At 39.8% G+C, this 24,141-nt stretch carries 28 protein-coding genes and 1 other annotated feature; of the genes, 8 read left to right on the top strand and 20 right to left on the bottom strand.

All coding sequences use genetic code 11. From position 1 onward, the window contains the following. Positions 1–11: 11 nt before the first annotated feature. From spoIIM to R4Z09_RS07600, 3 genes are all read right to left on the bottom strand, one after another. Complete coding sequence (spoIIM, locus tag R4Z09_RS07610) at positions 12–653, bottom strand: stage II sporulation protein M (protein WP_338451730.1); 642 nt, start codon at positions 651–653, stop codon at positions 12–14. Between the two features lie 135 nt (positions 654–788). Then, the gene (locus R4Z09_RS07605; RefSeq protein ID WP_338451729.1) at positions 789–1,949 is read right to left on the bottom strand and encodes an endonuclease Q family protein; all 1,161 of its coding nucleotides are present in this window, start codon (positions 1,947–1,949) and stop codon (positions 789–791) included. Then, positions 1,950–2,501: an NUDIX hydrolase gene (locus R4Z09_RS07600; RefSeq protein ID WP_338451728.1), complete on the bottom strand. Its 552-nt coding sequence runs from the start codon at positions 2,499–2,501 to the stop codon at positions 1,950–1,952. A 103-nt stretch (positions 2,502–2,604) separates the two neighbouring features. Between R4Z09_RS07600 and R4Z09_RS07595 the strand changes: the two genes are divergently transcribed. Continuing rightward, positions 2,605–3,522, top strand: a complete 918-nt coding sequence (locus R4Z09_RS07595; RefSeq protein WP_338453225.1) for an aldo/keto reductase — start codon at positions 2,605–2,607, stop codon at positions 3,520–3,522. Between the two features lie 68 nt (positions 3,523–3,590). On the opposite strand, the gene R4Z09_RS07590 is transcribed toward R4Z09_RS07595, so the two are convergent. From R4Z09_RS07590 to R4Z09_RS07580, 3 genes are all read right to left on the bottom strand, one after another. Next, a complete protein-coding gene (locus R4Z09_RS07590) occupies positions 3,591–3,833 on the bottom strand; it encodes a YqkE family protein (protein ID WP_338451727.1) in 243 nt (80 codons plus the stop codon). Between the two features lie 81 nt (positions 3,834–3,914). Then, a complete protein-coding gene (locus R4Z09_RS07585; protein WP_338451726.1) occupies positions 3,915–4,583 on the bottom strand; it encodes a 3-oxoacid CoA-transferase subunit B in 669 nt (222 codons plus the stop codon). 77 nt (positions 4,584–4,660) lie between these two features. After that, on the bottom strand, positions 4,661–5,347 hold the full coding sequence (locus tag R4Z09_RS07580) for a CoA transferase subunit A (protein WP_338451725.1): 687 nt from the start codon (positions 5,345–5,347) through the stop codon (positions 4,661–4,663). A gap of 140 nt (positions 5,348–5,487) precedes the next feature. Here R4Z09_RS07580 and R4Z09_RS07575 point away from each other — a divergent pair, with 140 nt between their 5' ends. From R4Z09_RS07575 to R4Z09_RS07565, 3 genes are all read left to right on the top strand, one after another. Further along, a complete protein-coding gene (locus R4Z09_RS07575) occupies positions 5,488–5,640 on the top strand; it encodes a hypothetical protein (RefSeq protein WP_338451724.1) in 153 nt (50 codons plus the stop codon). A gap of 45 nt (positions 5,641–5,685) precedes the next feature. Next, positions 5,686–5,817 (top strand): hypothetical protein, encoded by a 132-nt coding sequence (locus R4Z09_RS07570; protein WP_338451723.1) that lies wholly within the window; start codon positions 5,686–5,688, stop codon positions 5,815–5,817. A gap of 118 nt (positions 5,818–5,935) precedes the next feature. Then, a complete protein-coding gene (locus tag R4Z09_RS07565; RefSeq protein ID WP_338453224.1) occupies positions 5,936–6,856 on the top strand; it encodes an alpha/beta hydrolase in 921 nt (306 codons plus the stop codon). Between the two features lie 7 nt (positions 6,857–6,863). On the opposite strand, the gene R4Z09_RS07560 is transcribed toward R4Z09_RS07565, so the two are convergent. From R4Z09_RS07560 to R4Z09_RS07510, 11 genes are all read right to left on the bottom strand, one after another. After that, positions 6,864–7,205, bottom strand: a complete 342-nt coding sequence (locus R4Z09_RS07560; protein ID WP_338453223.1) for an iron-sulfur cluster biosynthesis family protein — start codon at positions 7,203–7,205, stop codon at positions 6,864–6,866. Between the two features lie 119 nt (positions 7,206–7,324). Beyond that, positions 7,325–7,489 carry a hypothetical protein gene (locus R4Z09_RS07555; protein WP_338451722.1) on the bottom strand — a complete coding sequence of 55 codons (165 nt, stop codon included), beginning with the start codon at positions 7,487–7,489 and terminating at the stop codon, positions 7,325–7,327. A gap of 71 nt (positions 7,490–7,560) precedes the next feature. Further along, positions 7,561–7,893 (bottom strand): YolD-like family protein, encoded by a 333-nt coding sequence (locus R4Z09_RS07550; RefSeq protein ID WP_338451721.1) that lies wholly within the window; start codon positions 7,891–7,893, stop codon positions 7,561–7,563. A 36-nt stretch (positions 7,894–7,929) separates the two neighbouring features. Then, a complete protein-coding gene (locus tag R4Z09_RS07545) occupies positions 7,930–9,189 on the bottom strand; it encodes a DNA polymerase thumb domain-containing protein (RefSeq protein WP_338451720.1) in 1,260 nt (419 codons plus the stop codon). A gap of 162 nt (positions 9,190–9,351) precedes the next feature. After that, positions 9,352–10,548, bottom strand: a complete 1,197-nt coding sequence (locus R4Z09_RS07540; RefSeq protein ID WP_338451719.1) for an MFS transporter — start codon at positions 10,546–10,548, stop codon at positions 9,352–9,354. A gap of 182 nt (positions 10,549–10,730) precedes the next feature. Then, positions 10,731–11,348, bottom strand: coding sequence for a hypothetical protein (locus R4Z09_RS07535; RefSeq protein WP_338451718.1), 618 nt, complete (start codon positions 11,346–11,348; stop codon positions 10,731–10,733). 264 nt (positions 11,349–11,612) lie between these two features. Then, complete coding sequence (locus R4Z09_RS07530; protein ID WP_338451717.1) at positions 11,613–12,794, bottom strand: NAD(P)/FAD-dependent oxidoreductase; 1,182 nt, start codon at positions 12,792–12,794, stop codon at positions 11,613–11,615. Positions 12,795–12,826: 32 nt separating this feature from the next. Continuing rightward, on the bottom strand, positions 12,827–13,270 hold the full coding sequence (locus R4Z09_RS07525) for a DUF1641 domain-containing protein (protein ID WP_338451716.1): 444 nt from the start codon (positions 13,268–13,270) through the stop codon (positions 12,827–12,829). A 362-nt stretch (positions 13,271–13,632) separates the two neighbouring features. After that, positions 13,633–14,379: an amino acid ABC transporter ATP-binding protein gene (locus tag R4Z09_RS07520; protein ID WP_338451715.1), complete on the bottom strand. Its 747-nt coding sequence runs from the start codon at positions 14,377–14,379 to the stop codon at positions 13,633–13,635. A gap of 15 nt (positions 14,380–14,394) precedes the next feature. After that, complete coding sequence (locus R4Z09_RS07515; protein ID WP_338451714.1) at positions 14,395–15,054, bottom strand: amino acid ABC transporter permease; 660 nt, start codon at positions 15,052–15,054, stop codon at positions 14,395–14,397. Between the two features lie 73 nt (positions 15,055–15,127). Continuing rightward, positions 15,128–15,919: an amino acid ABC transporter substrate-binding protein gene (locus tag R4Z09_RS07510; protein ID WP_338451713.1), complete on the bottom strand. Its 792-nt coding sequence runs from the start codon at positions 15,917–15,919 to the stop codon at positions 15,128–15,130. Between the two features lie 210 nt (positions 15,920–16,129). Here R4Z09_RS07510 and R4Z09_RS07505 point away from each other — a divergent pair, with 210 nt between their 5' ends. Both R4Z09_RS07505 and R4Z09_RS07500 read left to right on the top strand, forming a co-directional pair. After that, positions 16,130–17,305, top strand: a complete 1,176-nt coding sequence (locus R4Z09_RS07505) for an MFS transporter (RefSeq protein WP_338451712.1) — start codon at positions 16,130–16,132, stop codon at positions 17,303–17,305. Positions 17,306–17,323: 18 nt separating this feature from the next. Then, entirely contained in the window at positions 17,324–17,521 is a 198-nt protein-coding gene (locus R4Z09_RS07500; protein ID WP_338451711.1) for a YwbE family protein, read from the top strand. A gap of 51 nt (positions 17,522–17,572) precedes the next feature. Here R4Z09_RS07500 and R4Z09_RS07495 read toward each other — a convergent pair whose 3' ends face one another. After that, positions 17,573–18,370, bottom strand: a complete 798-nt coding sequence (locus tag R4Z09_RS07495; RefSeq protein WP_338451710.1) for an SDR family oxidoreductase — start codon at positions 18,368–18,370, stop codon at positions 17,573–17,575. A gap of 135 nt (positions 18,371–18,505) precedes the next feature. Between R4Z09_RS07495 and namA the strand changes: the two genes are divergently transcribed. After that, positions 18,506–19,546 (top strand): NADPH dehydrogenase NamA, encoded by a 1,041-nt coding sequence (gene namA, locus R4Z09_RS07490; RefSeq protein ID WP_338451709.1) that lies wholly within the window; start codon positions 18,506–18,508, stop codon positions 19,544–19,546. A 157-nt stretch (positions 19,547–19,703) separates the two neighbouring features. Here the strand turns inward: namA and R4Z09_RS07485 are convergent, their stop codons facing one another. Next, positions 19,704–21,038 (bottom strand): sodium-dependent transporter, encoded by a 1,335-nt coding sequence (locus tag R4Z09_RS07485; protein ID WP_338451708.1) that lies wholly within the window; start codon positions 21,036–21,038, stop codon positions 19,704–19,706. A 75-nt stretch (positions 21,039–21,113) separates the two neighbouring features. Further along, positions 21,114–21,330 (bottom strand) — a binding site (T-box leader). Positions 21,331–21,447: 117 nt separating this feature from the next. Then, positions 21,448–22,368, bottom strand: coding sequence for a ribonuclease Z (gene rnz / locus R4Z09_RS07480; RefSeq protein ID WP_338451707.1), 921 nt, complete (start codon positions 22,366–22,368; stop codon positions 21,448–21,450). Positions 22,369–22,610: 242 nt separating this feature from the next. On the opposite strand from rnz, the gene zwf reads away from it, so the two are divergent. Beyond that, complete coding sequence (zwf, locus tag R4Z09_RS07475; protein ID WP_338451706.1) at positions 22,611–24,116, top strand: glucose-6-phosphate dehydrogenase; 1,506 nt, start codon at positions 22,611–22,613, stop codon at positions 24,114–24,116. Positions 24,117–24,141 lie beyond the last annotated feature (25 nt).

The following is a 24,141-nucleotide window of genomic DNA, read 5'->3' as shown; positions in this document are numbered from 1 at the left end:
ACTATTATACTTTATTGCACTGAATCGATGACAGACTTCATTAATGAAGGGGATAAATAAGCCTCGATCCCTGCCGCAACAGCAAGTAGTAAGCCCGCCGCTAAAAAAAACAGCACGTATTTTCCTAACATTGGTATGATTGGTTCACTTATTTTCTTCATAAACTGCCGTTTAATCATTTTCAATGAGATGGTCACCGCCGCCGTTGCAGTGACAATAAACACAGGGATAATGAGAAAATTCTGTGGAAGCACTGAAACAAATGAAAGAAGAAAGCCGTTCCAGCCCATCTGATTGACGAGAAAACCAACTGTAAACCCAACGACCATCCCTTTTATAAATAATAGGATCAAAATAATAGGCAGCCCGATGATCGAAATACCTAAGAGTCCAATCAAACCGATATACTTACTGTTATGCATAAAGCTCTGCAGGAATAAATCATTTGATGTTGCTATTTTCCCATTTGAAACTTGTCCAAAAAATTGCGACAAATAATAATACAGGTCTTCCTTTTGACTAAAGCTTAAACTGTTGACGACAATAGCACCAAAAATGACTCCCATTAAAAATAAAACAATTACAAAGAGATAGATTGAGGAATGCTCGCGTAAGTGTGTAACGACAACGTTCTGGTACATTTTTTTCTTCATTATTTGCTCTTCCTCCTGCCAATCAATTACTACATTGTATGAGAGGAGGGTTTAATCTATGACGAAAACTAGTGAAATTTACTAGAGCGGGCATCTTTCTGCTACAAAGCCGAAAGATGCTTGCTTCCTTGGACTCTATATCACCTTGCCATATTTTCCAGCACCGCCTGCTGCAAGCTGCAATGACCCTTCCCGGGCGGCAACAATTCGTTCAGCCATTACAGCCGGGACAACCTGCTGTAAATGTTCATAGGATACTTCATGTAAAATCGCCATTTCTGTTCCAAAATGATCTAATAGTTTTTCCCTCATTTTTGGTCCAAGTCCCGGGATGAACTCAAGTGGTATTTGATGGATATAGGGCGGGCGTTTACATCTATTTTTAATTTCTGATGAAAGCTCAGCAATTCGGTCAGCTACTCCTTTGACATACTTATGATGACCGCAGTTTTCACATTTCCCTACATTTGGATCAAAATGGTGCTGACATTTTTCACAGGCTGTTTGGTGGTACTTACCCAGCAATGGATCTAATCCATAGTTGGCCACTATTGCCCGGTCCTCCTGATTGGACAATGCCTTCTTTAATTCTTGAAAAGTCGGCTCATTCATGGCAATTGTTTGATATTCACGGGCAATTTTCCCAAGGGAATGTGCATCCGAATTCGATAAAAATGTATAGGAATGAAGCTCTTTAATGCCATCTGCCATATATGTATCAGAACTTAATCCAAGCTCTATGGCATCTATCAATTCGGGATCAAACACTTCTGTCAATGATTCTTGGACGCCTTTGCCATACAGACTTTTAAATGGTGTGAACACATGGGCCGGGATAAACAATCCGCCCAGCTCCTTTACCTTATGCTGCAATTCTTTTCCGCTTACATAAATCCGCTGTGAGCTGAGATGAATATTTTTAAGATGATTCTTAAGCCAGTCAGAAAATTGTTTCAATGCTGTCATATCGGCAAAAAAACATAGGACATGAATCGGTCCGCGGCAGTTTTCATCATAGATTTCCAGTTCAGACCCCGGAATAATCGTTAAACCGCCGTAGCTTAGTCCCCCGCCAGATAACTCGATTAATTCCCCTGTTTCCATATGCTCTTCCATTTCCAAAATCACTTCCGGTGAATGGCAGTCGATAATCCCAATCATATTTAGACCCTTTTTATCCCTTGCATGCGCAATAATATTGGAAAAAGTTAAGCTCTTCGCTCCAGTAATTTTCACTGCTCTGCCGCTTTTGGTCCGGCCTATATGAATATGCAGATCAGTATAATAGTGATTCATCTAGCTTTTCAACACCTCTTGCAGTTGTATGTATTGTACGGCAAAAACCGTTTTTGCATCACAAATTCGTTTCTCCTTTATTGCCTGCTGTGCTTCGTCTAGGCTTAATTCCATTAAATTCACAAATTCATCTTCATCAAGGCCTGCAGCATTTTCTTTCTTCTTTAAGCCCTTTGCTAAATATACATGGACAATTTCATCGGCAAATCCCGGAGAAGTGTAGAAAGAATTTAATAGTACCATGCTTTCACAATCATATCCGGTTTCTTCCTCTAATTCCCGCCTCGCACAGTCTGCAGGCTTCTCCCCTTTTTCCAGCTTTCCGGCAGGAATTTCAATAATCGTTTTTTCAAGTGCTTTGCGGAATTGCTCAACCATGACAATCTTATTTTCCGCTGTTACAGCAATAATCGCGACAGCCCCAGGATGTTTAATTAATTCCCGTTTGGCCGTTTTCCCATTTGGCAGTTTTACTTCATCCACCTGTAGATCGATGACCTTACCGGAAAATATTTTTTCTGTTGACAACGTCTTTTCTTCTAGGAGACTCATGTTTAAAAACCCCTGTTCTATTTCAAATTTAGCACCACCTATATTTTATCATACTCTATTTGGATGAAAAAAATATGATATAACTAGGTTGGAGGTGTTTATGTTGCAGAAAAGACAATTAGGTAAATCTGATTTATTCGTTACAACACTCGGATTAGGCTGCATGTCATTAGGTACTGAGGCAAAGAAGGCGGAGACAATCTTACGAACAGCTTTTGAGGAAGGAATAAATTACTTTGACACCGCTGATTTATATGATTTTGGTGAAAATGAAAAAATCATCGGCACTACACTCAAATCCGTTCGTGATCAAGTGATTATTGCTACAAAAGTAGGAAACCGCTGGAATGATGTAAAGGATGGCTGGCGCTGGGACCCATCAAAAGAGTACATAAAAGAAGCTGTCAAAGAAAGTCTAACAAGGCTGAATACTGAGTATATCGATTTGTATCAGCTCCATGGCGGGACAATTGAAGATCCAATTGACGAAACCATTGAGGCTTTTGAAGAATTAAAGCAGGAAGGGCTCATCCGTTATTACGGGATCTCTTCCATTCGTCCAAATGTGATTCGTGAATATACTGCAAAAGCGAATATTTCTTCAGTCATGATGCAGTACAGTCTTTTAGACAGAAGACCTGAGGAGGAAGCTCTTTCCCTATTGCACAAACATCAAATAAGCGTTGTTTGCCGCGGCTCACTTGCAAAGGGACTCTTAAGCGATAAAATGCTTGCACAAGCATCACCGTCGGTAAAAGAACATGGCTACTTGGATTATTCATTAACTGAACTACAAGAGGTACTTTCCTTATTAAAGGAGCAATTTGACCGTCCATTCAATGAAATAGCTCTTCAATATAACTTAGCCCAACCTTCCGTTGCTTCTGTTATTGTCGGGGCCAGCTCTGCCCGGCAGTTACAAGAAAATATTCGTGCTGTTACCAGCAAAGAACTGACAGCTGCTGAAATAGATTTCATCAGGCAGCATACAAAACAAAATCGATACGCAGTACATCGTTAAACGGATGCATTAAAAAAAGAAAAGAGCAGGCCTTTTATCGTAAGGCCTGCTCTTTTCTTCTTAACCTGCTATTTATAATCTTTCCAATTAAATTCACTTTCATTTAACAGTTCTTCAAACGATTTATTTTTTTCTTTCAATCTTCGCTCTTCCCGTTTTTGTTCCTCCATTGCTAACCGTTTTTGCTCCTCTTGATTTTCTAGCACTTTTTTCCTGTCTTTTAGTTCTTTCACCAGGTCAGCGTTCAGGAGATCACCAAGGGTAACCGGTTTTTCTTGTGCTTGTGCTTTTTTCTCTTGTCGTTTTTTCATGGCAAAATCCCCTTTTTTTGATGATGACCATATTATACCATGACTCTGCCTGGAAGAAACGGCAAAATAGCATCATAAACGCTAATAAGCGTTTATAATGACCGAGTCATCAATCAGTAACGCTGCTTCAGTTGATTGAATAATATCCTCAACCATATAGCCTTTTGCTACTTCAACCAGCTTCAAACCAAGCGGTGTGACATCGAGAACGGCCCGGTCCGTGATAATCCGATTGACCACCTGTTTTCCCGTTAATGGAAGACTGCATTTTTTTAATATTTTCGCTTCGCCCCTTTTGTTTGTATGCTCCATAATAACAATTACTTTTTTCGCACCGTGGACAAGATCCATTGCCCCTCCCATTCCTTTAATCATTTTTCCCGGAATCATCCAGTTTGCCAGGTCACCCGCTTCAGAAACTTCCATCCCCCCGAGAATCGCAATATCGATATGACCACCCCGGATCATCGAAAAGGATTCTGCACTATCGAAATAAGCTGCTCCTTTTATCGCGGTCACCGTTTCTTTCCCGGCATTAATTAAATCGGCGTCAACCTCCTCTTCATCTGGGTACGGTCCGATACCTAAGAGACCATTTTCAGATTGCAAAACCACTAATTTCTTTTCATTTATAAAATTTGCTACTAGTGTCGGCATTCCAATCCCTAGGTTAACATAGAAACCGGTTTCAATTTCTTTTTCGGCCCGACGCGCAATCCTTTCCCGTACACTTTCCTTTCCACTTGTCATACTTTTCTCCTCTCTTTCTTTATTCTAGATACTGCATTCTACCACTCCTTATGTTGTTATGCTTTTTGTCACGTCTCTTACTTTATCCGTAATCGCTCAATCCGCTTTTGTTGCCTTCCTTCGACAATCGCCTGCACATAGATGCCAGGTGTATGAATTTGGTCTGCCTCAAGCTCGCCCGCATCGACAAGTGTTTCCACTTCAGCAATCGTAATCCGGCCTGCCGCTGCCATCATCGGATTAAAATTTCGGGCTGTTTTATGGTAGACAAGGTTTCCCAGCTTATCCCCCTTCCACGCCCGTATAATACTAAAATCTGCCATTAATGCCTCTTCCAGCAAATATTCCTTCCCGTAATAGGTTCGAACTTCCTTCCCCTGGGCAATTTGAGTCCCGACACCGGCCGGGGTGTAGAAGGCTGGAATTCCCGCTCCCCCAGCCCTGATTTTTTCAGCCAGCGTACCCTGCGGTAATAGCTCTACATCCAGTTCTCCAGCAAGCACCTGTCTCTCAAACTCTTTATTTTCGCCAACATAGGATCCAATCATTTTTTTGATTTGCCGATTTTTAAGAAGCAGCCCTAAACCCCAGTCATCCACCCCGCAGTTATTGGATATGATCGTTAAATCCTTTACGTTCTTTTCAACCAATGTCAAAATTAGATTTTCCGGGATACCACAAAGACCAAAACCACCTACCATCAATGTTGCTCCATTACTAATCTCTGCAACCGCTTCCTTAAATGATGAACAAATTCTCTTCATTCCTCAACCTCCACACACCATCGTATTGCCGGCAGCCTTCTTTATGCATCATGCATTTCATACTTTCATAAATTGGCTTAATCTATTTTGTTTTAAAAATTTTGCCTTCTAAATTGAGATTATGATGTGGAGGAAAAAAAATGACACTTCGCTTACCAAAAAAAGTTACGATTATTGAAGTTGATCCGCGTGATAGTTTGCAAAACAAAAAAACTTTTTTCCTGCTACAGTTAAAATTTGAGCGCGCCTTCTACTGTCTCTATTTACTGCTGAATAATTTAGGCCACACTTAACCATGTTAATAGGTGTATTCTATTTATGTTAGGAGATGGATTTAATTGAGTCAGAAACGTGATAAGGGGTACAGCCAAAAAGGGAAGCCTAATGCGGATACAGTGAAGCAGACCATTGCTGCAGAAGATTTGGAAACTGCTATTCATCCGACTAAAAGACAAAATGCTAAACAGTAAAGTAAAGCCGCTCTCAAAGCGGTTTTTTTGTTTTACCTTTTTCCAGGTGTTACAATGAACATGCATCCAGTTTTTCCAAAACATGAAAATAAAGCTCGGAGGCATGAAAATGAAAAGAATAAGAAAACTGTTTCGGATTCTTTTTTCGTTCATTCTATTCCTTACATCTTTTGGTGTCTATTTTACTAACCGAATTATGTATATCAAGAAAAAAGACGATTATTCTATTTTGACCCGCGAAAGAGAAGCAGGACGTTTTAATCCTGATGATTTCCAGTATTTACGCAAAAGAGAAGAAACCATCCCCTCCCCTTTCGGATACGAATTAAAAATGATTCTTGTCGAGCCGCACCCTGCTAACCACTATATTATTATTTCCCACGGTGTTACAGAGAATAAAATCAATTCGGTTAAGTATATGAATCTTTTCCTTGAAAGAGGTTTTAATGCCGTCATTTATGATCATCGCCGACATGGTGAATCTGGCGGAAAGACAACTAGTTATGGCTATTATGAAAAATTCGACTTAAAAGCGGTTGTTAATTGGCTAAAAAAAGAGAAGGGGCCTGATTTACTGCTAGGAATCCACGGGGAATCCATGGGGGCTGCCACCATGCTTTTATACGCGGGAATGGTGGAGGATGGAGCTGATTTTTATATTTCTGATTGTTCCTTTTCTGATTTTAAAGAACAGCTTTCTTACTTACTGAAAACGGAAATGAAGCTGACACCGAAGCCGCTTCTTCCGATAGCTGACGTTTTCTTACGAATGCGGGATAGATATTCACTTCGTGATATTTCCCCTATTTCTGTCATTCATCAGATTAAGAAACCGATTCTGTTTATTCACAGCAAAAAAGATTCCTATATCCTTCCTTCCATGACGGAAGCGCTATATGAGAAAAAGAAAGGACCTAAAAAGCTGTTTCTCGCTGAAAACGGCGCACATGCCCAATCCTTAAACGAGAACAAGGAAGCCTATGAAGCTGCTGTTGATGGATTCCTACTCGAGTTTGTATTCCGCAAAAAAAACAAATAAAGAGGGTCTATCCCTCTTTATGCGATTCTGTCTTGTCGATTAAACTCATTCTTGGGTTCAGATATTGATTTGGACTTTTCAATTGAAAGCAGTTCGCTGCTTCATGAAAGTCAATCGTCAGGACATCATCAAGAAACACTTCTTTTGATTTCTCGACATAGATCCTGCCATGTTTCGTTTCAATTGCATAGTCATCATCTTCCAATTGATTTACGAGCCATAAGTTTGTCACGCCGCACATGACACAGCCGCATTCTTCGGCATCATATTTCAGCTTTAACAAGCCTTGTTTTCCTTCCCGGTACTGTGATATTTTCTCTGCTGCTTGCTCTGTTATCGTTATTTCCATTTCTTTCACGGCTCCCCTCTTGAAGTAGCATATGATGATTGTAGCATACTTCCGGAAAGCCGACCGTATTGATATACTTCTTTCATACGCATTCTTCCATTTTTAACAATCAGGCGTCTTTACCTGGTTTCTCTTGCTTCCCGACCCGCCATGCTTGGTGCCGGTCTTGCTTCTCTTGTCATTCCACTTAAATTGGTGCGATTAAATTTACTCTTGTCATCACCGATCGACGGAGCACTGGTGTTGGCCATTGGAAGCTGCTCTAGTTCTTTTCCTCTTGGCATGCTAACACCTCCTTATATTTAAGGTGCTCTTCGTTCTACCATTCAAATCATTGCAGTTATTTCCAGCATCATTAGCCCGCGCGCTGCACATCCATGATATTTTGCAGTTCAATTCGATGCTCCGCTCCAAAACGGTCTACGACATGAAGCCGGCCGTTCAAACGATCCCAACTATGAATATGACCGACTAACAATTCATATTTCCGATTGCGAAAGTGAATAATTGTCACCTTCCGGCCATATTCCATTGCCTCTGCAATAATTTCATTCATTATTTCTAGTTGCTGCTCATCTAGCTCTTTTTTCGTTTCATACGAGTCCTCTTCTGCCCATTCCCTTAAAACCTTGACATGCTCAGGCAGCATCATCGAAACCCATTTTATACGACCGCGATCACGTATCATACCTATCCCTCCTTTTCATTTCACCGAAGTGATTCTTTACTTTTTGTGCCCGCCAACGAGCTTTGCCCGCTGTCTGGCAGTACCGGCAGCTGTATATGACACGGCACGCAAGAGGGCATCCGAGCCGAACCGATTGCGGATTTTATCAACTGTATAGCCAAGCTCATGCTTTTTCCAGCCATTTAAATCAAATAAATCAAATTGAAAGCTGACATCATCGGACAATTTACTAAGAGCCAGCGTAATTTTCCTTACTGTTTTCCCTTCATAATGCTCATGAAAAAGTTCAAGGCAGACACGGTATATCTCCATCGTTACATTTGTCGGATGTTCAATCGTCCTTGAACGATAAAAACCGCCGCCGAATTCATCCTGACTGTAGCTGACCCCAAAGCTAATCGTTCTTCCTGCTTTACGATGTGTCCGCGCTCGCTTCGCCACCTCTTCACAGATTTCCAAAATCACATGCTTAATTTCTTCCTCCTCTTTATAATCACGCATTAACACTTGGCCTTTACCAAAACTAACCTGTCCCTCCATAATTGGAGCACCCATTTCAGACAAATCAATTCCCCATGCATGATGGTAAAGCTGGTTTCCCATAATGCCAAACTTCTTCTCAAGTTTTTGTAAATCATAATGGGCAAGCTGACCAACGGTAAAAATCCCCATTCCATTCAATGTCTTCTCTAATCGACGCCCAATCCCCCACATATCGCGAAGCGGGGAAAGCGGCCAAAGCTTGGCTGGAATATCTTCATACTTCCACTCGGCTACCCCATGTTTCTTTGCCTCCAAATCAAGACAAAGCTTTGCCATCAGCATGTTCGGGCCGATGCCCACAGCACAGGGAAGCTGGAATTCCCGTCTAATATCCTCTCTGATTTTTTCTGCAATGGTCACTGCGTCTCCCCACAGCTTAGCAGCTCCGTCCACCTTTAAGAAGCTTTCATCCACACTATAAGCATGAATCGCTTCTTTTGGTACATAGCGGTTAAAGACACGGATAATTTCCATCGAAATTCTAACATAGGTGGCCATCCTCGGCTCTACTACCGTGATCCGCGGATCATCAGGAATATCGAACTTTCGTGTCCCTGTTTTAATCCCATACTCCTTTTTCATTCGCGGCGAGGCCGCAAGAACGATACTACCTTCCCGTTCTTTATCACCCACTACCACTAAATAGCAGTCAAGCGGATCAAGACCCTCCATAACAGCAGAACAGCTGGCATAAAAGCTTTTCATATCAATGCATAAGATTTGCTGCTGCGGCATTTTACTGTAATCCACCATAACCGCATCCTCCGCCAATTACTTTTTTAGAACATCTGTTCTATATTATTCTATTCATTATTGTAAGCGAATATGCGTTCTTATTCAATGGGAATTTTTACAACATAAAAAAGAGGAACCCTTAAGCTGGCGCTTAAAGGTTCCTCTTCTATTTAGAAGCAATCATTTTGTCCCGATAACCGACTTTTGATTAAAGGAACGTTTTTGCCAGACAATCGTAGTTGCAAGCGTCAATACTAATAAAATAAGCCCAAGAATGAATGGATAGCTGATTTCAACATCATACAAAATCCCCGCAAGCGTTGGTCCTAACACATTCCCAATGCTCATATAGGCATTATTCATCCCCATCGCAAAGCCTTGTTCATTACCAGCGAGCTTTGAGATCAACGTATTTAACACAGGACGCAGGATGGAAGTAGCCAGAAAGATTAACAGTGTAATCCCAAAGAACAGTATATAGCTTGAAGCAACTAAGGAAAGAAGAAAACCAATTGTCGCTACTCCCAAGAAAATATTCAGCACAGCCCCTTCCCCGTAACGGCTGACAATGCGGTCAACAACAAAGAGCTGAACGATCACAGAGATGATACCGGTAGATGTAACCATAATAGCAATATCCTGCGGTGATGCACCGTACTGATGATCAACGAAAAGACCCAGCACCGATTCATATGCCATTAAGCCGAAGCTCATAGAAAGAGTTATAATGAGCGGAATAAAGTAAGGCATTTTCACTGAACGTACCATCTTCTTAACCATCGATTCCTCTGTTGGAATGTCGACGGCTCCAGGTTGAACGATTTGACTTTCTTTTAGGACAATAATAGAAAAGATAACGGCGACAAGTGATACTAGAGCCGAGATTAAAAGCGGCATTTTTATACCAAAATCGGCAAGGAAGCCGCCAATTCCAGGTCCAATGACAATCCCAAGCGACATCGCCGCAGATACAAAGCTGTTGCCTTTTGCCCTTTGGTCTATCGTTGTAATATCTGCTACATAGGCAAAAATAGCCGGAACAAGGAAAGCACAGCCAATGCCTCCAATGACACGAGAGGCATACAGCCACCAGATAGAGTCGAAACCATAGAAAATAAAACTTGAAAGCGTTAGACCGATAAGTCCAAATATAATCATTTTTCTACGACCATATTGATCCGACCATTTTCCCGAAATCGGGGAGCATACAAGCTGGGCACCGGCAAAGATTGCAATCATTAATCCCGCAGCAGTCCCTCCTTGGTTAATGGACTCTAAATAAGCGGGTAATATGGGAATGACAATCCCAAAGCTTCCAATCGCAATAAACATATTAATCATTAAAACAATTAGCTTCTTACGTTGATCCGCTGACATGAATAACACCTCTTTCATAAGAATTTTCATCATTCAAACTATTACAACTATAAATAAAAGAAAATTACCAGTTACCAGTTCAAAAGAATTTTATAATATACGACAATAAAGCAGACGTCAATAAAAAAGTTCCCAAGTCCTATTTGGGAACCTCAATAAATACAGCTGCAAGGCCTATTCCATTACAAAGGAAGTGTTGGCATTCTAAGTTTTTTCCTTAAGAGCCTGATTAAATCCGTTCGGTTAATTCTACGTTCTTTACTGCAAACTATATCTGAAGCATTTTTATAATCTGCGAAATCACCTTGATAGACTAATTGAAAAAGAGGGATTTGCTGAAGGTCATGCGGCGTTACATGTGAAGGGTGCTTTGATAACTCGATCACATGCGCCTCCTTTAATACGGTAAAAACAAATTGTGAGCAAAAGAAAGCATACTCGCGATTAATTTCTTTATTTAGCGCAATGGCAAACAAACCGAGTAAATTGTATCGGTAAAGTTCCTTTTGTGAATCGATTTGATGGATAAAGTGATTCATTTTTTGAAATTGACTTTCGGTAATCGTACAGCAATAAATAGCACATTTCGCTTGCTTTAATAAACCGGTGTGAATACTTTCCTTGACAAACCCTCCTGAGAAGGGGTTTTTTGGTCTTCTTCTGCCAAAACTATACAGTTCTGAAAAGCGAGGATCAAAGGAAAGAGAAGCATGGTTGTATGGCTTTTTCGTATAACACTTTATCATTCTGGTAAAAAGTGTGCCAGTATCGGTAAAAACTAAATAAACTTTTCTTTCCATGGTCCGTACTCACCTCGGGTCCCTATATATTGAGCAGAATTGAATGAGTTATTCTTACAGTTACAAGAAAACCATTCAAAACTATTACTGCTTTCAATTATATTTTAACAGGGAATTCAAATATATAAAGGTACCCCAAGCTTTAATTTACTATAAGACTTAAGCCTTACCTAAAAAACGTCAAAATATTCCCGATTCAGGTGAAAAAGAAAACAAAAAAACCGTCTTAACGAAGATAAAACGTTAAGGCGGTTTTTTTCGCTATTAATAAGCTAAGGTGAAAAGACCTTTAATATGTGACAAATAACGAACATTACTTGCTTCTTTCATTAAAGATGCAGGAAGGCCCTTAAGCGGAGTTGAGTTTCCTCCTATTTCTGCAACAGCATCCTTACGTCCAAGGCTGGCAAGTGTACCTGAGTTAATTGGAGCAAATACTTCAAATGATTTATCCATTAAGTATGCATATAAGTTGTATCCAACAAGCTCACCCATCTGCCAAGCATTTTGTGCAGTTGGCGCGTATGGACGTCCACCTTCTGGAGGGAATGCCACTGCTGAGTCACCTACAACAAATACATCTTTATGGGAAGTTGCCTGCAAAAATTCATTAACAGTTGCTTTACCGCGGTCTACTTCAAGTCCTGATTCAGCAACAATTGGAAGTGCCTGGACACCGCCGGTCCATACGAAAGTATTGGCAGTGATTTTACTACCATCCTTTAGATCAATGACGTTACCTTGAACGTTCGTAACAGGAAGTCCTGTTAAAAATTCTACGCCGCGTGCTTCTAGGCTTTCAACTGCACGTTCAATTAAATGATCCGGTAATACAGGAAGAACCTTCGGACCTGCTTCAACAAGTTTTAATTTGATATCCTTCGGATTTATGCCATAGCCTTTTGCAATCTTCGGAAGGTTATCTGCAAGCTCACCAACTAATTCAATACCTGTTAAGCCGCCGCCGCCGATTAAAATCGTAGCATCTGCTTCATTTTTCGTTTTCGCGTATTCACGAATACGGTCTTCGATATGGTTTCGAATTTGATTCGCATCATCCACAGATTTTAACACCATGCTGTTTTCTTCAAGTCCAGGAATTCCGAAATAAGCAGTTTTACTACCTAATGCGACAACAAGAGCATCATATGTTAAAGTTGAACCGTCTGAAAGGAAAACCTTTTTGTCATCTACAGAAAAACGTTCAACCTTTGCAATCTTCAGGTCGATATCCTTGCCTTTTAGCAGCTTATCTAAAGGAAGAGCGACAGAACCTTCACTTGTTGTACCGCCTGCAAGACGGTGCAGCTCGGTAATGATTTGATGTGTAGGATATTGATTAACCACTGTTACAAATGCTTCTTGGCTATTTAAGTACTTACGAACAGTTAATGCAGATAAAAGTCCGCCATACCCTGCTCCTAAGATAACAATATGTTTTGACATGTATTTCCACCGTCCTTAACTATTTCGAAAGATTATTTACGATTTTTTTGTTCAGATGAAATTTCAAGGAATGCATGAATGAAACGGAATAATTTTTGTGCTTGTGGATCTTTGAGCATTTTCAAAAGCCCAAAAAGACCAATCACTTCACTGCTTTCATCAGCACGGTCTTTTGCTTCAATCGCTGTAGCAGCTACACTTTTTACCGTTGCTGTTACAGGTTCAGCAATTTCCTTAATGGCTCCTACTGTATCATTTTTTAAGACTTCATCAGTAGCAAGTGACTGGGCAACGTCATAAGACTTTGTTAAAACATTAACAAGTTCAGTTAGCTTTGGAAGCTGTTCCACCAATACTGTTAAAGATTCTTGAACCTCAGGTTTTAAAAGTTGATCAAGAATGTCACTCTTTCCTTGTCCAGCAGACAAAAGTTGAGATTCCTGTTCAATCTTTTCCAATGTATTTGTTTCTGCCATGTTCGATTCCCCTTTGCAAAAGTATTAATTTTGATTTTTTTGTGTCACTTTAAGAATTTTACCATCCATAAAGCCTCAACTGTGATAAAAGTTCTTTACAATTTACGCTCTATGTAATTATGCCTTCTCTATTATACATGATATTGTTAAAAATTTAACATATTTATTAATAATTTTTTTACCAAATTTACGTTATCAATATAATGATCAAATACAAATCCGGAAACCAAGCGTAAATTTGGTTTCAAGAATAGTGTTATCAAAACCTTAACCTGTCATACAGCAGGAACCTATCAGGCTTTAATTGCTCTAAAAGTAAAAACATCCCAATAGGCAATAACCGAATGGGATGTTTAGGAAAATTATTTCAAACTGCGATTTAAAAAGGCTTTTGTCCGCTCATGCTTTGGATTTATAAACAATTCTTCCGGATGACCGGATTCAACAATTTCGCCATTATCCATAAAAATGGCATGGGTAGCCACCTCTTTGGCAAATTCCATTTCATGTGTAACAACAATCATTGTCATATGCTCTTTCGCAAGGTCCTTCATAACCTGCAGTACTTCACCTGTCAATTCTGGATCCAATGCAGAAGTAGGCTCATCAAAAAGCAGGATATCGGGATTCATCATAAGCGCACGTGCAATCGCGACACGCTGCTTTTGTCCTCCAGAGAGATTGGCAGGATAGGCATTTGCCCGCTCTGTTAGTCCAATTTTCTCCATCAATTCCATGCTTCTCTTTCCAATAACAGACAGATTCTCCTTTTTCACTAATTTAGGAGCAAGTTCTAGGTTTTCCTTCACCGTAAGATGTGGAAAAAGATTAAAATGCTGAAACACCATGCCCATTTTTGATGTAATGGTCTTGATGTCCTGCGGCTTGGCATATATGCCATCTTTAACCAAATAATCACCGGATACACAAATGCTTCCGCCGTTGATTTCTTCAAGATGAACCAAACTCCGCAGCATGGTGCTTTTTCCTGAACCGGACGGACCTATCACAGCAACCACATCTTTTTTGTTTACATCAAAGGAAATCCGTTTTAATACCTCGAGATTTCCATATGATTTTTTGAGGTCAGAAACTTCAATGATAGCCACATTCTCAACTCCTTCTTATTCAAATCTATACCGTTTTTCGAGCAATTTAAAAACACTCGTTAATAAGAGAGTCATGATCAGATAGATGATACCCGCGACAAAGAAAGGCAAAATCGTAAAATCACGATTCACGGCAGTCTGAGCAAAGTGTAACAATTCCGGTACAGCAACGGCATAAAGCAGTGCAGTATCTTTCACGAGTGTAACGGATTCATTTGCAACTGCAGGCAGGGCAATACGAAACATTTGTGGCAGAATGATCCTTGTTGTAGTCTGCCATTTATTAAAACCTAATACTTTCGCTGCTTCATATTGACCTTTATCAATCGATAGAAGTCCGCCGCGGAAAATTTCAGCAAAATAAGCAGCATAATTTAAAATAAATCCCAGGCTTGCTGCAACAAAGCGGTCAAGAATTAAATATTCTCCGACAACTGGAATCATGGGAAGCCCAAAGGTAATAACCAATAATTGCAGTAAAAGCGGGGTTCCGCGCATGACATAAATATAAGCCTGCGCAAGCCATGAAATTGGCTTTATGCTGCTTTTAACAGCTAATGTAAGTAGAAAGCCTAACGGAATTGACAACACAATAGCGATAAAAAACAATAGAATAGTTGCCTGTGCACCTTCAAGCATAGGCTTTAGTATTGTGATTAGATATTCTCCTGACATGAATGGATTCCTCCAAAAACAAAAGAGGCTGTCCTGGACAGCCTTTTTGCTATATATTTGTTCTGTCTGACTTTTATTTTAGTACCTTATCTTCACCAAACCACTTTTTAGAAATTTCTGCTGCGGTACCGTCTTCATTCATTTCATCTAATGCCGCCTGAAGTTTGTCCAACAGCTCTTCATTTCCTTTTTTCACGCCGACAGCATATTCTTCAGGTGCAAGTGATTCATCAAGAAGTTTAAATGTATCTTTCTCTTTTGTCATGAAATAATCAATAACAACCTCATCAATAACAACTGCATCAACACGGCCTGCCTTTAAATCTGTTAAAGCAAGAACATTCGTATCAAATTCAGTCAGTTCTTTAATTTTATCCTTTACCGGATTTGCATTTAAAGCATCACCAGCAGAAGATAACGCTTGGATCCCAACAACTTTCCCTTCTAAATCATCCAGTTTCGCCAATTTCGAGTCAGCTAGTGTCACCACTACTTGGGAATTCTTTAAATAAGGCTTTGTGAAAAGGACCTTTTCTTTACGCTCATCAGTAATGGTATATCCATTCCAAATCAAATCAATTCGGCCGCTGTTTAATTCATTTTCTTTTGTTTTCCAGTCAATGGGTTGAATTTCAACCTCGACACCCATTTTTTCAGCAGCAGCCTTTGCCATATCAATATCAAAACCGACAATTTCATTATTTTCATCACGGAATCCTAACGGAGCAAATGTATCATCAATTCCAATGATTAATTTATCTTTATCATTTGTTTCAGATTTAGAATCGGAATCTGAGTTGGAGCATCCGACAAGAATTGCAAAAACAGACGCGATTACAAACAAAAATAATGCTATACGCTTCATATAATCATAAACCACCTTTATCCAAATATAATAATACTTTAGTACGTTACAACATTATTAGATTACCATAATAACATTAGCTATTGTAGTCCTAAAATATTATTTCAATATTCTTGTTATTGCGATGAAAAATTTTCCTTACAGCTCATAGTGAAAATTGACTATTCATATATATAATCATTATAATTATCGGGAAATGGAGTGAAAAATATGTTAGAAACAAAAAGAGCACTGCCGATTCTTTTTGCTGTTATGTTTCTCGTTATGGTAGGATTCGGAATCATTATCCCTGTCCTTCCTTTTTATGCAGAAAATATCGGGGCATCCCCATTTGAATTAGGTTTGTTAATGGCTGTATATTCGTTAATGCAGCTACTTTTTGCACCTGTATGGGGACGAGTCTCTGACCGGATTGGCCGAAAGCCGGTTATAATGATAGGAATTTTGGGTCTGGCGCTTTCCTTTTTCTTAATGGGTCTATCATCAGCACTTTGGATGTTATTTGCGGCTAGAGTCATCGGAGGAATCTTATCCGCTGCCAATATGCCGACCGTCATGGCATATGTCGCCGATATTACATCTGCTGAAGATCGTGGAAAAGGAATGGGAGTTGTTGGTGCCGCTACAGGACTAGGGTTTGTTTTTGGGCCTGCACTTGGCGGCGTTTTTTCAAAAATGAGCTTACATATGCCTTTTTACATCGCGGGAATTTCCTCATTATTGACCTTTTTGCTTGTTTTGTTTGTATTGAAGGAGTCATTGCCTAAAGAAAACAGAGGTCAAAAGAAAAACGAAAAGTCTTCTCTAAGGCAAGCTTTAAACGGTTCACAATCTATTTTATATTTTTTGCAATTATTTATTTCCTTATCGTTATCGGGACTGGAGGCAACCTTCGCTTATTTTGCAGCCGAAAAAGCAGGATTAGGAGCTGTAGAGTTAGGCTATATTTTTATGATTATGGGTTTAGCTTCAGCCTTTATCCAAGGCGGAATGGTCGGAAGAATGACGAAGAGCTTTGGCGAAGGCTTCGTCATTCAACTCGGAATTATTGTTTCCGCCATTGGCTTCGGGTTAATTTTATTAGTTGACAGCTTCACAACGGCTGCTATTTATCTTACAATATTTGGGATTGGGAACGGGATCATCCGCCCAAGCGTTTCCGCTCTTTTGACAAAAACATCCTTAGCAGGTCATGGAAGTACAACAGGATTGCTTTCTTCCTTCGATTCACTAGGAAGAATTGCCGGACCGCCGCTTGGGGGCTGGCTTTTCAATATGGCAATCGGCTTACCATATATTTCAGGTATAATCTTATCATTACTGGCTTTCCTCCTATATCGTATCTATACCATACAGACGAAGAAATTATTGTCTGTCGGATCATAAAATGAAGGATGTTAAAAAATGAATGGACAAAACAGAAAAGATATCCTGCCTGGAACAACAGTTGATATAGTCCTTAAAGCGGATCAAAAAACCGGAAAACTTACTAGCGGTATTGTAAAAGATATCTTAACAAAATCAAGCTATCATCCACATGGGATTAAAGTAAGACTTACAAATGGACAAATCGGGAGAGTACAATCAATAAAAAAGCAATAATTTAATTAAATTTAAAAAGTGATGACATTCTAGTCATCACTTTTTATCATTTTATTTTTTATTTAACACCTTTTTCCCTGCCCGTTCAAACAGGCCTGGAAAAAGTGCAAACAGGATGCTGCCGGCATTCATCCAACGGGGTAAATTGATTTCCCTTGTTTTCGTCAGCATCCTGTCAACGACCTTCCTTGCCACAAAATCAGGTGTTAACATATATCTTTTGACACTTTTTACGTAAGTCCCCTCTTCATCAGCAATCGAAAAGAAATTTGTTTCAATCGGACCTGGATTCACAGCCGTTACAGACACATTAAAATCTGACAGCTCCATCCGCAGGCTATTTGTATATCCAAGAACAGCATGCTTAGTCGCTGAATACACGCTTGATTTCGGTGTAGCGATTTTTCCGGCCTGTGAGGCAATGTTAATGATATGGCCTTTTCTTTGCTGCCTCATTAACGGCAGAACCATCGTTGTACAAGCAATTAACCCGACAACATTTACATCAAACATCCCTTTTACATCACCCATTTCAACTTCATGTGCTGCCCGAAAAATACCATATCCTGCGTTATTCACAAGCACATCAATGGTTGACAGTTCACCCAAAAGCTTGGAAAAAACAGCTTTGACTTCCTTTGTATCTGACACATCGAGTTTATATACTTGTACATTGACCGAATAACGTCCCTCTAAATCTTGCTTTATTTTTTCCAGCTGGTCGAGTCTTCTGGCGAGCAGAACTAAATTTGCTCCGTTTTCGGCACACAGGGAGGCAATCGAAAGCCCAATCCCGCTGGAAGCACCCGTAATCACAATATTTTTATTATTTAGTCTTTTATTTGTCAATCCTGGTCACCTCTATTCACGATACTATATGACAATCAATCCAGAGTAAAGCCAAAACGAGCCTCCTGCTTATCTTTTCATGTTCAATCCTGTTATACTTATCAATGAAAGAAAAAAAGGAGGCTAGCTGTCATAATGGAAGAAACAAAGCTATTTTCACCCTATACAATTAAAAATGTCACGTTGAAAAATAGGATTGTCATGGCACCTATGTGTATGTATTCATGTACCGAACAAGATGGAAAGGTAACCCCATGGCATTACACTCATTACATAAGCAGAGCAGTCGGGCAAACAGGCCTGCTCATTCAAGAAGCAACAGCCGTTTCCCAGGAAGGTCGTATCTCGCCATATGACTTAGGTATTTGGAATGACGAGCATATCGAAGGTCTTTTACAGCTTACAACCCTAATCAAAGAGAGTGGCGCCAAGTGTGGTATACAGTTAGGACATGCAGGACGTAAAGCAGAACTCGACGGAGAAATCCTCGCTCCTTCAGCAATTCCTTTTGATGCAAAAAGCAAAACACCAAAAGAAATGACAACAGATGATATTCATCTTACAGTTGCTGCATTTAAAAAGGCAGCAGAGCGCGCGAAAAAAGCTGGTTTTGATGTGATTGAAATCCATGGTGCCCACGGATATTTGATTAATCAATTTTTATCACCACTGTCTAATCACCGCAATGATGAATATGGCGGAAGTCCGGAAAATCGCTATCGCTTCCTAAAAGAAGTCATTGAGGCCGTGAAATCGGTTTGGGATGGACCTTTATTTGTCCGCGTATCAGCAAATGAATACCATCCGGAAGGTTTGACTGTCGAGGATTATGTCATTTACAGCCGCTGGATGAAAGAACAGGGTGTCGACTTAATCGATGTAAGTTCTGGTGCGATTGTGCCGGCAAAAATCAACATTTATCCCGGTTATCAAGTGCCGTTAGCAGAAAAAATAAAACATGGGGCTGAGATTCCTACCGGGGCAGTCGGCCTTATTACATCCGGGCTGCAAGCGGAAGAAATTCTCCAAAGCGAACGCGCTGATCTTATTTTACTGGCACGGGAATTGCTGCGTGATCCATATTGGCCAAGAAAAGCTGCACTGGAACTCGGTGTTGATATTGAAGGACCTGTTCAGTACGAAAGAGGCTGGAAACAAAGACGAAATCAGCGTTAATTAAAGGCGGAAGTGCCTTGTCCAGCCCTGACAAGCAAAGACGAGCCGGCAGGAAGGTTGTTCTTTAACCTTCTTGACGGATTGGCTTGTGACCTCGAGGGGCTAGGCACTGGAGCTAGTTAATCAAGAAAAGGTGGACAGTTATGTCCACCTTTTTTTAAATGATATTTGTAACGTCAAGAAATACGACAATAATGACGATTGGTACAACATAACGTAATAAAAAATACCAGACTTCAAACAGAAGACTATATTTTGACTTTTGAATCAGTTCACTCTTTAATACACTTTTTTTCATCCGATAGGAAACAAAGATTGAGATTAACAAGGCACCAATCGGCATTAAGATATTACTGACAAGATAGTCCGCTGCATCAAAGATACTTTTTCCAAAGAGCGAAAAGTCAGACCAAACACCAAATGATAATGACGATGGGATACCAACCATAAAGACGAGACTCCCAATCATCCAGGAAAGCCGGTTTCGTCCGCCTTTTCCTTTTGAAACAGAGGCAACAACAATCTCCAGTAAGGAAAACGCAGATGTGAGCGTGGCAAACAAAAACAAAATTAGGAATATCAATAAAAAGATTGTACCAAAAACCATTTTTTCAAATACGGACGGCAGAACAATGAACAGTAATCCTGGACCTGCAGCCGGTTCAAATCCTAACGAGAAAACGGCCGGAAAAATCGCAAGACCTGCAAAAATGGAAATAAATAAATTCATCGCAACGACCGAAAATGCCGGCTGAATGATGCTTTCCCCTTTTGGAAGATAAGAGCTGTACGTCACCATGACTGAAACCCCTACACTTAATAAAAAGAATGACTGCCCAAGCGCAAATAAGATACTTTCTGAATTTAACTTACTGAAATCTGGATTGAGAAGAAACGATACACCTTCTATGGCATTTTCAAGTGTCAAGGAACGAATAATTAAAACGATAAATAAAATAAAAAGAGCAGGCATCATAAATTTACTGGCTTTTTCAATTCCTGTTTGGATACCCTTTCCGACAACAATAATCGTGATGATCATGAATAGCGCCTGTGCCCCGACAGAAAGAACCGGGCTTGTTACAGATTGAGTAAAGAGTGTTTCGTAGTCTACATTCCCTCCACCGACTTGTCCTGTAAGACCAAAAACAATATATTGAATAATCCATCCACCAATAACACTGTAGAATGATAATAAAATAAAACAAGTAACAACACCGAGATAACCAATCCAATGCCATTTTGAACCAGGTGCAATCTGTTTGTATGCCGATATCGCTTCCTTCTGCGTACTGCGGCCAATGATAAATTCAGCGAGTAAAAGCGGAAACCCAATTAATAGTGAGAGAATGACAAATAAAAGAATAAAGGCTCCCCCTCCGCTCATTCCCGTTACATACGGCAGCTTCCAAATAGCACCAAGTCCAATTGCTGAGCCGGCCGACGCCAGGATAAAGCCGATTTTTGACGACCACTGTTCTTTCTGTTCCAATGTTGTTTCCTCCAGATTCTAAAGATAGATAGAAAATATTTTATAATTGCTAAAATAAAAAAAGCCAATACAGTAAAAAGGGACGTGAAGAACACGCGGTACCACCCTTTTTGAAAGCATTGACTTTCCACTCAATGGGATAACGGAACCATCCGTTTCTAATACAAATCTATGTAAAAGAAAGAAACTCCAAGCTGAAATTCACCATAATCTTTGTATCAGCTTCCACCAGCCGCTGACTCTCTTCAATACAGGGAAATATGGCTTATTAAACACTCTTCATCGTTTCAAAATTATATTATGATAATAAAACATAATTGGAATTATACGTGAATTACTACAATAATGTCAATAAAGTTTTTTTGAAAACAGTCATTTATAATTATATTAATAAACTTTTTTCGTTCTTTTAACGGGGAATGCTGATACTTTTAAAATCAGCCGCAATCTCTGTATCTGGGAATATCCGGCAGGATTCAGCCAATAACCCTTCGGCAGCCTGTCGATCGTATCGTGAGCTAATGTGGGTAATACATAGCTTTTTAACATTGGCACGCAAGGCAATTTCCGCTGCTTGGCTGGTCGTGGAATGATAATAGTCAAAAGCTAAAGCCTCTTCCCCATTTGCAAAGGTAGCTTCATGAACTAATAAATCTGCTTCATTTGCAAGGTTTTGGGCCGCTTCACACATCCTTGTATCCCCTAATATCGTAACTACTCTGCCCTTTTGTTTTGGACCTACAAAATCATCCGCTGCTAGAGTCGTTCCATCTTCAAGGGTTACAGATTCACCCTCTTTTATTTTTTTATAGATAGGGCCCGGCTTGATTCCAGCCTCTTGTAATTTATCCACTAATAAAGTCCCCGGACGATCCTTTTCCACGATTCGAAAACCATATGAGGGGATTCCGTGTTCAAGCTTTCGTGCTTCTACGATAAATTGATCATCTTCAAATAAGACGCCTTCGTTGATTTCAACTATATCAAGCGGATATCGCAAATAAGTTCCACTTACACTTAAGCTTGTCTCTACATAGCTTTTTAAGCCTGGAGGTCCATAGACCGTCACTTTTGACTCACCGCCTTGAAAGGAACGACTTGCCAGTAGACCTGGAAGTCCATATAAATGATCCCCATGTAAATGAGTAATAAAAATATTTTCAATTCTAGAAGGTTTGATTGATGTATGTAAAATTTGATGCTGAGTTGCTTCCCCGCAATCAAACAGCCAAATTGTGCCTCGCTCCTCCAATAATTTTAACGCAATAGCTGTTACATTTCTAAGCTTTGCAGGTACTCCTGCTCCCGTTCCAAGAAAAAATAATTCCACCGATAAGCTCCTTTCTCCAATCCATCTTTACATTATTATAGCCAAATTTTATTGCATAAAAAATAATGAAAGCTTATATTCCAGTCAATCAACAGATAATAAGAACAAAGTATTTGCGTATTTTTACATAAATCGATAAAATTTTAGCATTATTAGACATATTTTTCGGATTGAATTTCTTATTAAATAAAAGCAAACCCTAAAATAGATGTCAATTTTAATGAAGAGAGGTTTTACAAATCGTGAAACATAACGAAAAACCATCAGCTTTGATCATGATTTTTGGTGCCACAGGTGATTTAGCCAATAGAAAGCTTTTCCCTTCGCTGTACCGGTTATTTGAAAAAGGGAATCTTTCCGAGAACTTTGCCGTCATTGGTGTTGCCAGGAGAGAACTTTCCAATGAACAATTCCAGGAAAATGTAAAAAAGTCTGTGCAGTCAGCTGCATCGAATGGAAATAGTAATATAGATGAATTTGCTTCTCATTTTTATTACCATTCACATGATGTGACAGATTCTGTTTCATATGGTTATTTAAGAGAAATGGCTGTACGATTGGATGAACAATATCAAACAAATGGCAATCGCATTTTCTATTTAGCGATGGCTCCCGAATTTTTCGGAACCATAGCTACTCATTTAAACGAAGACGGTCTTACCGACGTTAAAGGGTTTAAACGTTTAGTCATCGAAAAGCCTTTTGGTCATGACTTGCAGTCAGCTAAAGAATTAAATAATCAAATCCGTACAGCTTTTTCTGAGGATGAAATATATCGAATCGACCATTATCTTGGAAAAGAAATGGTTAGAAATATTGAGGTCATTCGCTTTGCAAATGCGATATTTGAGCCACTTTGGAATAACCGCTATATATCCAATATCCAAGTCACTTCAAGTGAAACATTGGGTGTGGAAGAGCGCGGACGTTATTATGAAAACAGCGGTGCACTGCGTGACATGGTACAAAACCATATGCTGCAGATGGTTGCCCTCTTAGCGATGGAACCTCCGATTAAACTTAATACGGAAGAAATTCGTTCTGAAAAGGTAAAGGTACTGCGTGCCATGCGGACTGTAAAGGACGATAAAGTTGATAAATATTTTGTCCGCGGCCAATACGGAGAAGGAATCAATAATGGTGAAAAGGTTCCTGGCTACCGTAACGAACACATGGTGGATCCACAGTCAAATACAGAGACCTTCGTAGCCGGCAAGCTCTTGATCGATAATTTCCGGTGGGCAGGAGTCCCGTTCTACATTCGAACAGGGAAACGGATGAAATCAAAATCAACTAAAATTGTTGTTCAATTTAAGGACATCCCTATGAATTTATATTATAAAACGGAACAAACCTTAAATCCAAACCTGCTCGTTATTCATATCCAGCCTGAAGAAGGAATCACCCTGCATCTGAACGCTCAGAAAACGGGTAATCACATGAATGCGACACCTGTTAAGCTAAGCTATGCCAATACAGGAATTGATGGCATCAATACACCGGAAGCTTATGAAAAACTGTTATATGACTGCATGCGCGGTGATGCGACAAATTTTACACATTGGGATGAAGTTGCCCTTTCGTGGAGTTTTGTTGATAATATATCACAGCATTGGCAAAAGACACAGGCACATTTCCCGAATTATGAATCAGGATCAGCAGGTCCAAAAGAAAGTGATGTACTTCTTGCAAAAGACGGTCTTTTCTGGTGGCCAATCGATAATTTGGATGTAGAATCCTGTCAATAATCAATATATGATCAAAAAAGAACCT

The sequence above is a fragment of the Niallia oryzisoli genome, assembly GCF_036670025.1.
GTDB lineage: Bacteria > Bacillota > Bacilli > Bacillales > Cytobacillaceae > Bacillus_BD > Bacillus_BD oryzisoli.
Note: the sequence above shows the minus strand (reverse complement) of the source record. Positions and strands in the feature narration are given on the sequence as shown.

What these genes read in the sequence shown, in the direction of transcription:
- spoIIM (WP_338451730.1), bottom strand. Translation starts at nt 653, where the DNA reads ATGAAGAAAAAAATGTACCAGAACGTTGTCGTTACACACTTACGCGAG.
- R4Z09_RS07605 (WP_338451729.1), bottom strand. Translation starts at nt 1,949, where the DNA reads ATGAATCACTATTATACTGATCTGCATATTCATATAGGCCGGACCAAA.
- R4Z09_RS07600 (WP_338451728.1), bottom strand. Translation starts at nt 2,501, where the DNA reads ATGAGTCTCCTAGAAGAAAAGACGTTGTCAACAGAAAAAATATTTTCC.
- R4Z09_RS07590 (WP_338451727.1), bottom strand. Translation starts at nt 3,833, where the DNA reads ATGAAAAAACGACAAGAGAAAAAAGCACAAGCACAAGAAAAACCGGTT.
- R4Z09_RS07585 (WP_338451726.1), bottom strand. Translation starts at nt 4,583, where the DNA reads ATGACAAGTGGAAAGGAAAGTGTACGGGAAAGGATTGCGCGTCGGGCC.
- R4Z09_RS07580 (WP_338451725.1), bottom strand. Translation starts at nt 5,347, where the DNA reads ATGAAGAGAATTTGTTCATCATTTAAGGAAGCGGTTGCAGAGATTAGT.
- R4Z09_RS07575 (WP_338451724.1), top strand. Translation starts at nt 5,488, where the DNA reads ATGACACTTCGCTTACCAAAAAAAGTTACGATTATTGAAGTTGATCCG.
- R4Z09_RS07560 (WP_338453223.1), bottom strand. Translation starts at nt 7,205, where the DNA reads ATGGAAATAACGATAACAGAGCAAGCAGCAGAGAAAATATCACAGTAC.
- R4Z09_RS07555 (WP_338451722.1), bottom strand. Translation starts at nt 7,489, where the DNA reads ATGCCAAGAGGAAAAGAACTAGAGCAGCTTCCAATGGCCAACACCAGT.
- R4Z09_RS07550 (WP_338451721.1), bottom strand. Translation starts at nt 7,893, where the DNA reads ATGATACGTGATCGCGGTCGTATAAAATGGGTTTCGATGATGCTGCCT.
- R4Z09_RS07545 (WP_338451720.1), bottom strand. Translation starts at nt 9,189, where the DNA reads ATGGTGGATTACAGTAAAATGCCGCAGCAGCAAATCTTATGCATTGAT.
- R4Z09_RS07540 (WP_338451719.1), bottom strand. Translation starts at nt 10,548, where the DNA reads ATGTCAGCGGATCAACGTAAGAAGCTAATTGTTTTAATGATTAATATG.
- R4Z09_RS07535 (WP_338451718.1), bottom strand. Translation starts at nt 11,348, where the DNA reads ATGGAAAGAAAAGTTTATTTAGTTTTTACCGATACTGGCACACTTTTT.
- R4Z09_RS07530 (WP_338451717.1), bottom strand. Translation starts at nt 12,794, where the DNA reads ATGTCAAAACATATTGTTATCTTAGGAGCAGGGTATGGCGGACTTTTA.
- R4Z09_RS07525 (WP_338451716.1), bottom strand. Translation starts at nt 13,270, where the DNA reads ATGGCAGAAACAAATACATTGGAAAAGATTGAACAGGAATCTCAACTT.
- R4Z09_RS07515 (WP_338451714.1), bottom strand. Translation starts at nt 15,054, where the DNA reads ATGTCAGGAGAATATCTAATCACAATACTAAAGCCTATGCTTGAAGGT.
- R4Z09_RS07510 (WP_338451713.1), bottom strand. Translation starts at nt 15,919, where the DNA reads ATGAAGCGTATAGCATTATTTTTGTTTGTAATCGCGTCTGTTTTTGCA.
- R4Z09_RS07505 (WP_338451712.1), top strand. Translation starts at nt 16,130, where the DNA reads ATGTTAGAAACAAAAAGAGCACTGCCGATTCTTTTTGCTGTTATGTTT.
- R4Z09_RS07500 (WP_338451711.1), top strand. Translation starts at nt 17,324, where the DNA reads ATGAATGGACAAAACAGAAAAGATATCCTGCCTGGAACAACAGTTGAT.
- namA (WP_338451709.1), top strand. Translation starts at nt 18,506, where the DNA reads ATGGAAGAAACAAAGCTATTTTCACCCTATACAATTAAAAATGTCACG.